We start from the raw sequence: 15,032 nt of genomic DNA, 5'->3' as shown, positions 1-15,032 counted from the left end.
TCGTTCTCCACGTTCATGGTTGCGCCGCCTGACGCGGGAGTTGCAGGCGAAAGGTCGAGCCCTGGCCCGGGGTGCTGGTGACGTCGAGGACGCCGCCGTGCGCCTCGACGATCCGGCGGGCGATGTACAGGCCGAGGCCGAAGCCGCCGTAGTGCGCCGACGAGACGGCGCGCTCGAAGCGGTCGAAGATCCGCGGCCGGTCCTCCTCGGCGATGCCGATCCCGCGGTCCTGCACCTCGATCGCGACGTCGCGCCCGGACTCGAACACGCGCACGTCGACCGGCCGGCCGGCGCCGTACTTGAGGGCGTTGGCGAGGAGGTTGTGCAGGGCCTGGTCGAGCTGCTTGCGGTCCCAGGCGCCGACCAGCTGGGCGGGCGCGTCGACGCGGATCTCGCAGCGCGCCCGCTCGGCGTCGGGCTCGGCCCGCGCGGCCAGGTCGCGCACGAGGGCGACGAGGTCGAACTCCGTCAGCTCGAGCGAGAGCCGGCCGAGGCTCATGCGGCTGACGTGGATCAGGCTGTCGACCAACGCGGTGACGCGCTCGATCTGCCGGATCGCGCCGTCGACCTTGCGCGAGAGCACGGCCGAGTCGTGCTCGCCGCGGTCGACCAGGCGCACCAAATGCTCGAGGTGGAAGCCGAGCGCGGTGAGCGGGGTCCGCAGCTCGTGCGAGGCGACCGAGAGGAAGTCGTCGCGCACGGCGATCGCGACCTGCAGGTCGGAGACCAGCCGCTCGCGCTCGCGCTCGGCCAGCTTGCGCTCGGTGATGTCCTCGGCGATGCCGGCGGCCCGCCACGGCCGCCCGGCGGCGTCGCGGATCAGGGTGCCGCGGTCGCGGACCCACTGGACCGCGCCGTCGGGTCGGACGACGCGGTACTCGAGCTCGCGCGAGTCGACGGCGCCGGTGACGAGGTCGCGCTGCGAGGCCTCGGCGGCGGCGCGGTCGTCGGGGTGGATCGCGCGGGTCCACAGGGTGGGGTCACCGTACAGCTCCTCGGGCGCGCGGCGCCAGGCGTGCTCCCAGCCGGGGCTGACGTAGACGAACCGCCAGTGCGGCGAGAACTCCATCAACCAGAACGCCTCGTCGATGGTGGCGGCGATCTGCCGGAAGCGCTCCTCGCTCTCGAGCAGGGCCCACTCGGCCCGCTTGCGGGCGCTGACGTCGACGGCGACGGTGAGCACGCACGGGCGCTTGCGGTACTCGATGCGCTCGGCCGACATCAGGACGGTGTGGATCCGCCCGCCCTTGGTGCGCTGCCGGATCTCGACGTCGCGGACCGAGGAGCGGCGCGTGAGCAGACGGTTGAAGCGCTCGGCGTCGTCGGAGTCGACCAGGACGCCGAGCTGCAGCGGGGTCTTGCCGAGCATCTCCTCGCGCGAGAACCCGTGGGCCTTGATCGCGGCCTCGTTGACCTCGAGGTACTCGCCGCGGGGGAGCTCGTTGACCGTCATCGGGTTGGGGTTCTTGCCGAAGGCGCGCGCGAACAGCTGCTCGCTCTCTCGCAGGTCGAGCTCGGCCTGCTTGCGCTGCGTGATGTCGATACCTATCCCATAGATCATGGTCGGACGGCCAGACTCGTCGTAGACGGCTCGGCCGCGCCCCTCCATCCAGCGGGCGCCGCCGTCGTCGGCGCGGACGAGGCGGAACTCGATCATGTAGTCGCGCCGTTCGGCCACCGCGGCGTGGATCTCGGCCCGCAAGTGCGCGCGGTCGTCGGGGTGGACGGCGGCGTAGAAGTTGCTCTCCCCGCGCACCCCGCCGGGCGCGAGGCCGAGGATGTCCTCGAGCTCGCGCGACAGCCAGGCGGCGTCGGTGCCGACGTCGAGCATCCAGGTGCCCATGTGGCCGGCGCGCAGGACCAGCGACAGCGCCTCCTGGGTGGTGCGCAGGCGGGTCTCGGCCTGCTTGCGGTCGGTGATGTCCATCGAGATGCCGATGAGGCCGACGATGGCGCCGGAGGCGTCGCGGTAGGGGGTCTTCGAGGACAGGAAGATCCGGCCGTCGGGGCCCTGCTCCTCGAAGAAATCGGAGCGCCCGCTGGTCAGCACCCGCTGGTCGTTGTCGCTGATGTCCCGGCCGACGCCGGCGTCCATGAACTCGACGTCGCGCCGGCCCAGCACGGCCTCGGCCGGCTTGCCGATGGCGTCGATGGTGGCCGGGTTGGCGAACACCAGCCGGCCCTCGCGGTCCTTGGCGAACACGAGGTCCGGGGTGTTGTCGCAGACGGCCTGCAAGATGGCGCTGGCGTGCGGCGCGGCGGCCTGGCGGGTCAGCGCGGTGACGTCGCGCCGGGTGCCCCAAATGCGGCGCAGCCCGCCGTCCTCGACGGTGCCGAGCAGGGAGCCGAGGAAGTGGCGCTCGCCGCCGAAGCGGTCGTGCTCGACGGTCTCGATGTCGACGAGGCGATAGCCGCCGGCGATGAAGGCGCGGTAGAGCTCGCGCAGGCGGGGGTCGTCGCGCGAGAACAGCAGCCCCATCGGCGCGCCGCGCAGCTCGTCGGCCCGCTCGTAGCCGACCATGCGCGCCATGGCGTCGTTGCACTCGCGGATCCGGCTGCGCTCGTACCACAGGTCGATCTGCTGCTCGGCGGGGAGGTCGATCGGCACCGGCTCGTCACCCTCGAGGCACCAGATGGCCTCGCTGCTGCTGGTGACGAAGGCGCGGTAGCTCTCCTCGCGCCGCGCCAGCCGCCGGGTGACCTCGACGCGCTCGCTCACGTCCTGCATCGAGCCGACGAGCCGCTGCAGTCGGCCGGCCTCGTCGCGCTGCACGAACCCGCGATCGATGATGTAGGCGAAGCCGCCGTCGCCGCGGCGGAACCGGTACTCGAGCTGCCAGCGCACGCGGTCGGGGTTGTCGCGGATCGCCTGCTCGACCTCTCGCATCACGCGCTCGCGATCCTCGTCGTGGATGTTGTCGGCCCACCAGGCGTAGGTCGCCTGCACCTGGTCTCGCGGCCAGCCGAGGGCGTCGTACAGGGCGTCGCCCCAGAACACGTGGTTGGTGGTGACGTCCCAGTCCCACAGGACCTCCTGGGTGGCCCGCGCGGCCAGCTCGAAGCGGGTCTCTCGGTCCCGCAGGGCGCGGAACACCAGGGCGTGCTCGAGCGCGAGGCCGACGTGCTCGGCGCACACGTGGGCGGTGTCGAGGTCGTCGTCGCAGAACGGCCGCGCCCGGTCGTCGCGCCACAGCGACAGCGTGCCGACGACGGCGTCCTGGGCGCGGATCGGGACGATGATGACGCTGGTGATGGCGAACCGCCGCACGTAGGCGCGCAGCTCCGGCGGCAGGTCCTCGGTGAAGTCGCTCGGCAGGTGGGCGTGGAACACTGCGCGGCCGCTGGCGATCACCCGCCCGGTCGGCAGCAGGTCGAGCGGCATGGCGGCGACGCTGTCGTGCAGGAACTCCTCGGCGGCGAGGTCCCGGTGGGCGTAGGCGCGGACGTCGAAGCCGGCCTGCAGATGCGCGGCGCTGCCGTCGACGAAGTCCTTGACGAGGGTGCGCGTGGTGACCTCGACGATCGCGGCCGGGTCGGTGCGCGCCTGGGCGATCGCGCGGGCGAGGCCGACGATCATCTGCAGCGCCGGCCCGCCGCCGCTCGGCTCGTAGTTGCGGGGAGAGGGGCCGCCGCTCATCCGACCACGTCTCCTCGCACGAGCGGCACGCCCTCCGGGTCGCGGGCGCCGGGCGGCGACAGCGTGGCCGGCTCCGGGTGGCGCGGCAGCTCGACGCGGAAGTAGGTGCCGCCGGTGCGCGTCGACTCGACGGCGACGGAGCCGCCGTGGGCGAGCGCGATCTGCTCGGTGATGTAGAGTCCGAGGCCGAGGCCGGCGGTCTTGGCCGAGCCCTTGGCGGCGCGCTGGAACGGGTCGAAGATCGCGCCGAGCAGGTCGGGGGCGATCGTGCCGCGGTTGTGGACGACGAAGCGGACCACGCCGGCGTCGCGGCCGTCGACCTGCGCCGTGGCCACCGGGGTGCCCTCGGCGTGCTGGATGGCGTTGCCGATCAGGTTCGAGGCCAGCTGCGACAGGCGATCGACGTCCCAGGTGCCGCGGGTGTCGCCGCGGACGTCGAGGACGACCCGCGCGGCGGGGTTGGCCTGCTGGTGCTCGTCGATGATGGTGCGGCAGATCGCGGCGAGGTCGGCCCGCGTCGGCCGGATCTCGAGCCCGCCGGCGGCCCGGATCCGCGTGACGTCGAGCAGCTGCTCGATCATCCGCAACATGCGGTGGCCGCTGCTGGCGATCTGATGCAGGACCCGGCGCGTGCGATCGTCGGAGCTGCGCCGCAGGCCGAGGCTGGTGGCCATGAGGATCGCCGACAGCGGGCTGCGCAGGTCGTGGCCGAGCACGGCCATGAACATCTCCTGGTAGTGCATGGCCCGCCGCAGGTCGGTGACCAGCGCCTCGCGCTGCTCCTCGATGCGCCGCTTGTCGCTGACGTCGACGCACACGCCGACCCACTCGCGGACCTCGCCGTCGGACCCGAACATCGGCACCGCGCGCACCTCGGTGTGAGCGTAGGTGCCGTCGGCGCGGCGCAGGCGGTACGCCATGCTGCCGGGCTCGCGCCCGCTGGCGATGTGCTGCCATTCCTCGCGGACGCGGGGCCGATCCTCGGGGGCGACCGCGTCGAGCCAGCCCGCGCCGAGCAATTGCTCGTAGGTCTGGCCGGTGAAGGCGCGCCACGACGGCGCGTCCTCGAACGCCTCGCCGCTCGGCTTGGTCGACCACACGATCTGCGCGGTGGCCTCGACCAGGCTGCGGAACCTCGCCTCGCTGGTCCGCAGCGCCTGCTCGACGTCCTTGAGCTCGGTGACGTCGTGGAGGATGACGGAGATCGCCGAGACCTCGCCGCTCGGGTCGTGCACGGGGCAGGCAGTGACCGTGACGGAGGACAGGCCGTCGTCGTCGCGCTGCACCTGGGCCTCGATCTCGCGCACGACCTCGCCGGCGAGCACGCGCCGGAGCGCGGCCGCGACGTCGCGGCGGTGGCCCGGCACGAGGTCGCCGATGAAGCGCCCGCGGAGCGCGTCGCCGGGGCGGCCGAGCAGCTTCTCGGCGCCCGGGTTCCAGATCGCCACGGTGCCGTCGGAGTGGAGCAGGAACAGCGCGTCGGCGGCGTTCTCGACGATGACCGCGAGGCGGGCCCGATCGAGCTCGGCGCGCACGCGGGCGGTGATGTCGGTGATGGTGCCGACGTAGAGCCTGCGCGCGCCGTCGTCGACGACGCCGGCGAACCGGCCGAGCACCCACACGGTGGCGCCGTCGGGCCGGAGCATGCGCCACTCGGCGGTGAACAGCGCGCCATCGGTGAAGGCGCGGCGGCAGCCGGCGATCACCCGCTCGGCGTCGTCGGGGTGGAGGGCGCGCCGCCAGCCGCCGCCGCGGACCTCGGGCAGGGTGCGCCCGGTGATCCGCACCCACTCCTCGTTGACGAACACGCACTCGCTGTCGGCCTCGCCGAGGAAGATGCCGACCGGCGACAGGCGGGTGAGGATCTCGTACTGCCGCTCGCGTCGGCGGCGGTCGTCCTCGGCGCGGCGGCGGGCGTCGATGTCCTCGACGATGCCGAAGTAGAACCGCGGCTGACCCTCGGGGCCGCGCACGACGCCGGCGTGCAGCCGCGTCCACACGCTCGAGCCGTCGCCGCGGAGGAGCCGCTTGGCGAGCGCGTAGCTGCGGATCTGGCCCTCGCACAGCTGGGCGAACTTGTCCTGGTCGAACTGGCGATCGTCGGGGTGGGTGAGCGCGAACAGGTCGCTGCCCACGAGCTCGGCGGTCGGACGGTCGAGCAGCTCGCACAGGGCCCGGTTGACGGCCAGGACGGTGCCGTCGAGCTGCGCCCGCACGAAGCCCAGCGGGGCGGCGTCGACGATCGCGGCGGCCGCGGGATCGGGGGGCACGGCCGGCGCGCGCACGCAGAAGCGGGCGCCGGCGAGGTTGCCGTGGGCGTCGCGGCCGGCGCTGGCCGAGAGGACGACGTCGCAGGTGCCCGAGGCGCCGCGCAGGCGGGCCGGTCGCCCGCGCACGCGCTCGCCGGCGCCGAGCCGCGCCCAGATGTCCGTAAAGACATCCGGGTCGACGTGCAGCTCGGCGGCGTGGCGGCCGACGCAGTCGTCGGGGGCGCGGCCGAGCGCGGCGCACAGCGCGGCGTTGACCCACACGATCGCGCCGGTGCCGTCGACGACGTGGATCCCGAGGGCGCTCTGCTCGAGGCATTCGACGAGGTCGTCGTGGTCACCGACGAAGGCGCCGGACGCGGCGAGGAGCTCTCCGATGGTGCGACGCTCGCGGGCCATCCTTCCTTCGGAGGGGGCATAGAACCGATCCGACCCTTTTCAAGCGTGGCGCCGGCCCGCGGGCGGGCGGCGGTCGGCAGCGCCGCTCCCGCCGGCCGGCGTCGGCGGCGGCGAGGCGATCGGGCGAAGCGCCGCGGCGACGGGCGTGCATCACCAGTCTTAAAGGACAGGTCGTGGCAGACCGCCCCCGCGCCGGCGCGCGCCGCCCGATCGCCGCCGTCGAGCGCGCGACGGCGACGCGAGCGCCCGGCTCCGCTACCATCGCGCGGTGCTGCGCGAGCGCGTGTTCATGTCCATGGCGGCGGTGCTGGCGTGCGGCGGTCCCTCCGCCGGGCCCGGCGGGCCGGCCGCTGCTCCCGTGAGCCCCACGCCGCAGCCCGCAGAGCCGGCGACGGTCGCCGGCGCGGTGCGCTCCGCTCCGGCGCCGGCGGGCGATTCGGTGTCGCTCGCCGGTCCCGCGCCGGCCGCGGTCACTGCGATGCTGGCGGACATCGACGCGGCGCGCCTGCGGGCCGACGTCGATCGCCTGGCCGGGTTCGGCACGCGCCACACGCTGTCCGACACCACGTCGGAGACGCGCGGGATCGGGGCGGCGCGGCGGTGGCTGCTGGCCGAGCTGCAGCGCGCGGCGCAGACGAGCGGCCGCACCGGCGAGCTGGCGATGACCGCGGACTTCGACGCGCACCGCGTCGCGCCCGACGGCAAGCGCATCGATCGTGAGGTCGAGGTGGTCAACGTGGTCGCGGTGCTGCCCGGGTCGATGCCGGAGGCGCGACGGCGGCGCTACTACGTGCTCGGTCACTACGACTCGCGGGCGAGCGACGCGATGGACGCGACGTCCGACGCGCCCGGGGCCAACGACGACGGCTCGGGCACTGCGCTGGTGCTCGAGCTGGCGCGGGTGATGGCGCCGCGCAGCTTCGACGCGACGCTGGTGTTCCTGGCCACGGCCGGCGAGGAGCAGGGGCTGATCGGGGCGCGGCGTCACGCCGAGGCGGCGCGGGCGGCGGGCCTCGAGATCGCCGGGGCGCTCTCCAACGACATCGTCGGCGATCCGAGCGACCCGCGCGGCGGCAGTCATCGCGCGGAGATCCGGCTGTTCTCCGAGGGCGTGCCGGCGACCGCCGACCCGGCCGCGTGGCAGCTGGCGCGCCAGACCGGAGGGTTCGCCGACGCGCCGTCGCGGCAGCTGGCGCGCCTGATCGCCGACGTGGCCGCGCTGCACGAGCTGCCGGTGCGACCTCGCCTGGTCTTTCGGCCAGATCGATTCCTCCGCGGCGGCGACCACACGGCCTTCAACGAGCAGGGCTTCGCGGCCGTGCGCTTCACCGAGGTGGCCGAGGACTACGACCGCCAGCACCAGGACGTGCGCGAGGAGGCGGGGCGGGCCTACGGCGATCTGCCGGCTCACGTCGACGCGGCGTACCTGGCCGACGTGGCCCGCCTCAACGCCGCGGCGCTGGCCCACCTCGCCAACGCCCCGTCGCCGCCCGGCGACCCGAAGCTGATGGCGGCCGAGCTGACCGGTGACACGACGCTGCGCTGGACCGCCAGCCCCGAGCCCGACGTGGCCGGCTACGAGGTGCTGCGCCGGGCCACCTCGGCGCCGGCGTGGGAGCACGCCGTGGACGTGGGCCCGGTCACCGAGGCGACCCTGCCGTTCAGCAAGGACGACTGGCTGTTCGCAGTGCGCGCCTACGACCGCGACGGCTACCGCAGCCCGGCCGCGTTCCCGCGGGTCGCCCGCGAGTGAGAACGACGATCTGTTTTAAAAGACATGGCGGAACGTGCATGTCGTGGCCGAGGTGCGGCGGCGCGGTCGACCGCGGCCGGGCAGTGAGGTAGAGTGCCGCCGTGGTCGAGCGCGGCGACGGGGAGCTCCTGGGCGCGTGGCAGGCCGGCGACGTCGCGGCCGGCGAGGCGTTCGTCGACCGCCACTTCGACGCGATCACCCGCTTCTTCCGCAACAAGGTGTGCGGCGAGGACGACGTCGCCGAGCTGGTCGGCCAGACCTTCCTCGGCTGCACCGCGGGCAAGGACCGCTGGCGCGGGGAGGCGGGGGCGCGCCAGTTCCTGTACGCGATCGCCGGCAACGTGCTGCGCAAGTACATCCGCGGCCGTTACAAGCGCAGGAGCGAGGCGGTCGACTTCGCCGCGGTGTGCGTGCAGGACTGCGAGGGGGCGTCGCCGAGCTCGATCGTGGCGCACAAGCGGGAGGCGCGGTGCCTGGTCCAGGCGCTGCGCGAGATCGCGGTCGAGGACCAGATCGTGCTCGAGCTGATGTACTTCGAGGGCCTGTCGGGCAGCGAGGCGGCGGCGCTGCTCGGGCTGCCGGAGGGGACGGTGCGCGGCCGGATCGCCCGCGGGCGCCAGCGCCTGCGCGAGCGGGTCGCGGCGCTGCTGGCGGCCGCGCCCGCGGCCGCGGCGGTCGATGTCTCGCCGGAGCAGCTCGAGGCGTGGGCCCGCGAGCTGCGGCGGCGACAGGGCTGGGAGTGAGAGAGAGGCGATGCTGCGGAGTTCATCTGTCCTGAAGGTCATGTGCCTGATGCTCGGCCTGGGCCTCGGCGGCTGCTCGCCGCGGGCGCCGAAGGGGGTCGTCTCGCGCGAGGCGCCGGCGGTCGACGCCGCCGAGGTCGCCGCCGACAGGTTGCGGGCGCGGCTGACCGAGGACGACGGGGAGGGCTGCGCGGCCGAGGGCGCGGCGCTGGTCGAGCAGCACCCGGGCAGCGGGCGGGCGCGGGCGTGGTGGCTCGCGTGCGTGGCCCGGACCGGTCGCAACCTCGAGGCGGCGGCGCTGGCCGATCGCTGGGTGTCCGAAAGGCCAGGCGACGCGTGGGCGCTGTGGGCCCGCATGGCGGTGTGGCACGAGGAGTCGGAGCCGGCGCGCCCGCTCTACCTGGCGGGCACCGCGACGTTGATCGAGGCGCTGGCCGGGCACCCCGACGCGGTGCGGCTGCGGGCGGCTGCCCTGGCGAAGTGGGGCCACGGCGACGAGTTGATGGCGCTGGCGGCCGCGCATCCGACGGCGCCGCGGTGGGCCCGGGCGGTGGCGCGGCTGCGGACCGGCGACGCGACGCAGCTGCCGCTGGCGCTCGCGGACGCCCACGAGGTGGCAGAGACGGACCCGGAGTTCGTGACGACCGCGGCGCTGCTCGGGGCCGAGCTCCTGCGGGCCAATCGGGTGAGCGAGGCGCTGGCGTGGGTCGACCGCGGCCTCGCGCGCGCGCCCGACTCGCTGCAGCTCCGCCGGCAGCGCTGGTGGCTGCTGCAGCTGCAGCCGCGCGAGCCGGCGGACAGGAAGCGAGATGTCCTCGAGGACATCTCGTCGACGCTCGCGCGCACCGGCGAGCGCCCGGCGGTGCTGCTCGCGGCGGCGGAGACGTACCGGTTCGTCGGCGAGGAGGGCCTGGCCGGGCAGCTCGAGGCCCGGATCGCCGGCGAGTTCGCCGACTCGCCCGCGGCCGAGGCGTTGCTCGCTCGCCGCAACCGCGCGCTCACCGGCGCCAACCCGTACGCGAGCGCGAAGCCGACGGCGGCGCAGCTGGAGGCGCAGCGGACCGCGGACGAGGCGTTCCTGGCCCGGCCGCGGTTGCACGATCCGCTGCTGCGCGAGGAGGCGGCGCTGCGGCGGTTCGAGGCGACGCTGGCCGACCCGGCGAAGTCGGCGGCCGAGGTCGTGGCGGCGATCGACGCCGCGCGACCGCTGGTGCACAAGGATCTGCGAGAGTTCCTCGCCGCGGCCGCGCGCGCCCTGATCGATCGCGGCGCCGAGCTGGAGCGCGCCGAGGCGCTGGTGCGCCAGGGGCTGCAGGCGGTGGCGAACGAGGTCGCCGCGGCGCAGGCGAGGGGGCACGCCTTCCAGGGCATGGACGGCTGGCTCGAGGGCGGGCTGTACGACCTGCTGGCGCGGGTGCGCCTGGCCGAGCGACGCGTGAGAGACGCCGAGGCGGCGCTGGCCGAGGCGAACAAGCGAGGCAGCCAGGGCGACGATCATGCGCTCGCGCAGGCCGAGCTGACGCGGCTGCGCGGCGACGCCGACGAGGCCGACCGGATCCTCGTCGCCTGCAGCGACGCCTACGACGGCGACCCCGGCGACGACCCGTGCCGGCGCGGGCTGGCGGCCGCGTGGCAGCGCGCGCACGGCGGCCTGGCCGGCCTCGACGCGCACGTGGCGAAGATGCTGGCGCGCACGCGGGAGCAGCGGCGGCAGGCGGTGTTCGCGGCGATCGCCGCCGAGCCGAAGCCGGCGCCGGAGTTCCGCTTCACCCGCCTCGACGGCGGGGTCGTCAGCAGCGAGTCGACGCGCGGCAAGCTGGTGGTGCTGCACTTCTGGTTCACCACCTGCGAGCCGTGCGTCGAGGAGCTGCCGCGCTGGCAGGAGTTCGTCGACGCCCACGCGAAGCAGCGCGACGTCGAGGTCCTGAGCGTGCACGCGATCGGCAGCCCCGACGAGGTCCAGGCGTGGCTGGGCGAGCACCCGCAGCGCTTCCCGGTGGCGATGAGCGACGGCTACTGCGAGCGCGCCATGGTGTGGTCCTTCCCGACCACGTGGTTCCTCGACCGGCAGGGCCGGATCGCGTACGTGTCGGACGGGGCCGGGCCCGACCTGCCGCTCGAGTTCGCCTGGCGCGTCGAAGGGGTGCGCGCGGCGGAGCGCGGGCGCGCGGGGTGAGCGGCGAGCGCAGTCGGCCTTCGCTCGGGCGAGAGGCGATCGCATGAGTCTGGTCGTATGAACATGTCTTGATGGACATGTTCGTGAGGCGTGCCGGCTCGCGTGAGCTGCCTGGTCGCGGCGCCGCTGTTCGAGCCGGCTGCCTGCACGAGGCCGGCGTCGTCGATATGACCCAAAGGACATGCCCGAGTGGTGCGTCGGGGAGCGAGGGCCCGCGTTCGCCGCCGCGCACGCCCGCGAGCCCGGCCTCGCACTGCACCGGGCGGCACGGCCCGCGAGGTCGCCGCCCGGCGCGCGAGCGCGGGATCGGCTTCGCGGCGCGGACGGACCGGTCCCGGCGGACATGTCGGTGTCGACAGCTTCCCGCCACCTGGTTCTTGGACCAGGACGGCCGGGTTCGCCTCGCCTCGCCGACGCGGCTCGTCCGCCGCCCGCGAGGCGCTCCGGGGGGTGGGCGCGAGGGTCCGCGCGAGCGCGCGGGGACGCGCGTCCCGGGCGGCGCGGCTGCGGGTTAGACTCGCGGAGGATGTCCGACGACCCGCGGAGCGTCCGCAACACGCCGCTCCGGATCGACCCGGAGCGGCTGGCGCACGCGCTGGCACGGGCTGACCTGAAGGCCAGGTTGTTCGGGCCGCCCAGCGAGTCGGAGCGGGTCGGTCGGTTCGCGGTGCTGCGCCGCGTCGGCGCCGGCGGCATGGGCGTGGTGTTCGCCGCCTACGACGAGCAGCTCGACCGCCGGATCGCCCTCAAGCTGGTCCACCCCGGCCACCACGACCCGGAGGCGGCGGCCCGCAGCAAGCGCGAGGCGCAGGCGCTGGCCAGGCTGTCGCACCCCAACGTGGTCCAGGTCTACGAGGTCGGCGAGGCCCGCGGGCAGGTCTACATCGCCATGGAGTTCGTCCAGGGCGAGACCCTGCGCGCCTGGCAGCAGCGGGCGCCGCGGAGCTGGCGCGAGACGCTGGCGATGTACGTGCAGGCCGGGCGCGGCCTGGCGGCGGCCCACGCCGTCGGCCTGGTCCACCGCGACTTCAAGCCGGAGAACGTGCTGGTCGGCGACGACGGCCGCCCGCGCGTGGTCGACTTCGGGCTGGCGCGGGCCCGGCCGATGGATGTCCAGGAGAACAGGTCCGAAGGGGAAGGTCCGAAAGAGCAGGTCCGAATGGGCATGCCCCTGCGGACAGGTCTTCTCGGCGAGCCGGCCTCGCTGACGGCCGCCGGGGCGGTGGTCGGCACGCCGGCGTACATGGCCCCGGAGCAGCACGAGGGCGGCGAGGCCGACGCGCGCAGCGACGTGTTCGGCTTCTGCGTGGCGCTGCACGAGGCGCTGCACGGGGCGCGGCCGTTCGCCGGCGAGCGCCGCGAGGAGGTGCACGCGGCGATCGTCGCCGGGGCGATCGCCCGCGGCCCGCACGACGTGCCGGCCTGGCTGCAGCGGGCGGTGGAGCGCGGGCTGCAGGCCGACCCCGCGGCGCGCTGGCCGAGCATGGAGGCGCTGCTGTCGGCGCTGGGCCGCGACCCGACCCGGCTGCGCCGCCAGCTGGCCCTTGCGCTGGTGCTGCTGGGCGCGCTGGCCGGCGGCGGGCTGTGGGCCTGGGGTCAGCTGGAGGCGCGCCACGCCCGCGACGTCGAGGAGGAGCGGGCGCGGGCGGCCGCGACCGCGGCGGACCTCGAGCGGACGCAGGCGGCCGGCGAGGCGCGCCGGCTGGCCGCGGCCGCCGGGCAGCACGCGGGCGACGATCCGGCGCTGCGGTTGTTGCTGGCGGTCGCGGCGGTGTCGACGGCCCGCGAGCGCGGGGAGGCGCCGCCGGTCGAGGTCGAGCAGGCGCTGCTCGACGCGCTCGAGGGGCCGCGCAGCGACCTGTTCGCCAGGCCGGGCGCGGCGGTGGTCGACGCCCTGGCCGAGAGTCGCGACGGCCGCTGGTTGGCCACCGGCGAGCGCGACGGAGCGGTCGCGCTGTGGTCGACGGTGGCGCCGCGGGCCCCGATCGACGTGGTCTTCGGGACAGGTAGCGCGCGGGCCCTGGCGTTCGCCGCGGAGGGGGAGCTGCTGGCGGTCGCCCGCGCCGGCGACCGCCCGTGCGCGCACGCGCTGGCGCCCGCGGGGGGACTGGAGCCGCCTGTCTGTTGGGACATCTCGACCACCGACCCGCGCGACCTGGCGTGGAGCGCCCGCGGGGCCCTGGTGGTGCGCGACGGGCCGCACGCGCACGTGCTGCGTCCCGGCGAGCCGCCGCGGGCGATCGGCGAGGCGAGCGAGGGCCTGCGGCGCGCGCTGTGGAGCCCCGACGGCGCGCTGCTGCTGACGCTCGGGTCCGACGGCGCGCTGCGCCTGTGGCCCGAGGCCGGCGACCCGGCGCGCGCGCTCAAGCTGCCGCCGCCGGCGGCCAGGGGCGCCACGGGGCTGCTGGCGGCCGAGTGGCGGGCCGACGGGCAGGAGCTCGTGGTCGCCCGGGCCGACCACACCGCGGCGATCGTGCCGGTCGACGGCGGCCCGCCGCAGCGGCTGAGCGGGCACACCGACGAGGTCTACGGCGCGGCGTTCCTGGCCGGCGGGCAGCAGGTCGTGACGGTCTCGCGCGACGGCAGCGCGCGGGTGTGGGAGCGCGACGGCAGCAGCGAGCGGATCGAGCTGCAGGGCCACGAGGAGGCGCTGCTCGGGGTGCAGATCGGGCCCGACCGCAACCTGCTCCTCGGGACACCCGCGGGCGGCGAGGTGTGGCTGTGGCAGCTCGACGTCCGCGGCCCGCCGCTGCGCCTGCGCGGCCACGCCGGCAGCGTGGTGGCGGCCCGCTTCTCGCACGATGGCGCCCGCGTGCTGTCGGCCTCGGTCGACGGCAGCGCGCGCCGCTGGCGGATCGCCGACGACCCGTGGCTGCTCCGCGGGCACGCGGCCGGGGTCGAGCAGGCGGCGTTCCTCGCCGACGCGCGCACCGTCGTGACCGCCGGCCTCGACGGCTCCGCGCGCCTGTGGCCGCGCGACGGCCGGCCCTCCACGCGCCTCGGGGGCCACCGCGAGGGCGGCTCGGTGACGCTCGCGCCGAGCCCCGACGGCGCCCGCCTGCTGTCGGTCGGCAGCGACGGCCGACTGCGCCTGTGGTCGCTGAGCGGCGAGGAACCTGTCCCGACGGCCAGCCTCACCGCGTCCCGCGGCGCGGCGTTCCTCGACGCCCGCTGGAGCCCCGCCGGCGAGGTGGCCGCGATCGCCGGCGAGGACGGCCGGGTCCACCTGGTCCGCTTCCCCCCGGTCGGCCCGCCGAGCCTCGAGGAGGTGGCGGCCCACGCTGGCGCGGTGCGTGTCCTTCAGTTCCTGGCCGATGGGACAGCCATCGCCAGCGCCGGCGACGACGGCCCGGTGCGGGTGACGCCGTTGCCCGGATCATCTGTCCGAAAGGCCAGCTTGCAAGGCCACGCCGGCCCGGTCCGCGCGCTGGCAGTCAGCGCCGAAGGCGGCTACCTGGCCAGCGCCGGCGACGACGCGGTGGCGCGGGTGTGGTCGCTGGCCCGGCCCGAGGCGGCGCCGATCGAGCTGCGCGGGCACGCGGGATCGATCGCCCAGATCCAGCTGCGCCCCGACGGCCTGGCGGCGCTGACGGCCTCGACGGACGGGACCGCCTGCGAGTGGCTGCTCGACGGCGGGGAGCCGGTGTCGCTGCGCGGGCACACCGACGCGGTGTGGGTCGCGGCGTACAGCCCCGACGGGGCGGCGATCCTCACCGCCTCGGCCGACGGCACCGCCCGCCTGTGGTCGCGCAGCGGCGCGGGTTTCACGTCGCTGCGACTGCCGCACACGCCCGCCGCGGGCCCCGGCGAGCCCGACCACACGCTGTGGACCGGCAGCTTCTCGCCCGACGGCCGCCTGGTCGTCACCGCCGGCGCCGACGGTCTGGCCCGCGTGTTCCCGGCCACCCCCGACGGCCGCCTCGCCGAGGCCTGCGCGCGCGCCGGTCGCGACCTGACGCCCGCCGAGTGGAGCCATCATTTCGGCGACCGGCCGTATGGCAAGACATGTTCGTGAGGACATGTCGTATGAGACATGTCTTCACGAACACGAGACCTC

At 75.4% G+C, this 15,032-nt stretch carries 6 protein-coding genes; 4 read left to right on the top strand and 2 right to left on the bottom strand.

What is annotated here, in order from left to right; all coding sequences use genetic code 11:
- Positions 1 to 13: 13 nt before the first annotated feature.
- Entirely contained in the window at positions 14 to 3,637 is a 3,624-nt protein-coding gene (locus O0S08_RS30075) for a PAS domain S-box protein (protein WP_269032785.1), read from the bottom strand.
- The gene (locus O0S08_RS30070; protein WP_269032784.1) at positions 3,634 to 6,303 is read right to left on the bottom strand and encodes a PAS domain-containing sensor histidine kinase; all 2,670 of its coding nucleotides are present in this window, start codon (positions 6,301 to 6,303) and stop codon (positions 3,634 to 3,636) included. The genes O0S08_RS30075 and O0S08_RS30070 overlap by 4 nt, the downstream gene beginning before the upstream one ends.
- A gap of 268 nt (positions 6,304 to 6,571) precedes the next feature.
- Here O0S08_RS30070 and O0S08_RS30065 point away from each other — a divergent pair, with 268 nt between their 5' ends.
- The 4 genes from O0S08_RS30065 to O0S08_RS30050 all read left to right on the top strand — a co-directional run bounded on the left by O0S08_RS30065 (position 6,572) and on the right by O0S08_RS30050 (position 14,990).
- Positions 6,572 to 8,056 carry a M20/M25/M40 family metallo-hydrolase gene (locus O0S08_RS30065; RefSeq protein ID WP_269032783.1) on the top strand — a complete coding sequence of 495 codons (1,485 nt, stop codon included), beginning with the start codon at positions 6,572 to 6,574 and terminating at the stop codon, positions 8,054 to 8,056.
- 101 nt (positions 8,057 to 8,157) lie between these two features.
- The gene (locus O0S08_RS30060; RefSeq protein ID WP_269032782.1) at positions 8,158 to 8,799 is read left to right on the top strand and encodes an RNA polymerase sigma factor; all 642 of its coding nucleotides are present in this window, start codon (positions 8,158 to 8,160) and stop codon (positions 8,797 to 8,799) included.
- 10 nt (positions 8,800 to 8,809) lie between these two features.
- Positions 8,810 to 10,975 (top strand): TlpA disulfide reductase family protein, encoded by a 2,166-nt coding sequence (locus tag O0S08_RS30055; protein WP_269032781.1) that lies wholly within the window; start codon positions 8,810 to 8,812, stop codon positions 10,973 to 10,975.
- A gap of 526 nt (positions 10,976 to 11,501) precedes the next feature.
- Positions 11,502 to 14,990: a WD40 repeat domain-containing serine/threonine-protein kinase gene (locus O0S08_RS30050; RefSeq protein ID WP_269032780.1), complete on the top strand. Its 3,489-nt coding sequence runs from the start codon at positions 11,502 to 11,504 to the stop codon at positions 14,988 to 14,990.
- Positions 14,991 to 15,032 lie beyond the last annotated feature (42 nt).

The sequence above is a fragment of the Nannocystis punicea genome, from assembly GCF_026965555.1.
In the GTDB taxonomy this organism is placed as follows: domain Bacteria; phylum Myxococcota_A; class Polyangia; order Nannocystales; family Nannocystaceae; genus Nannocystis; species Nannocystis punicea.
The sequence above is the reverse complement of the archived record's forward strand: the minus strand, read 5'-3'. Positions and strand labels throughout refer to the sequence as shown.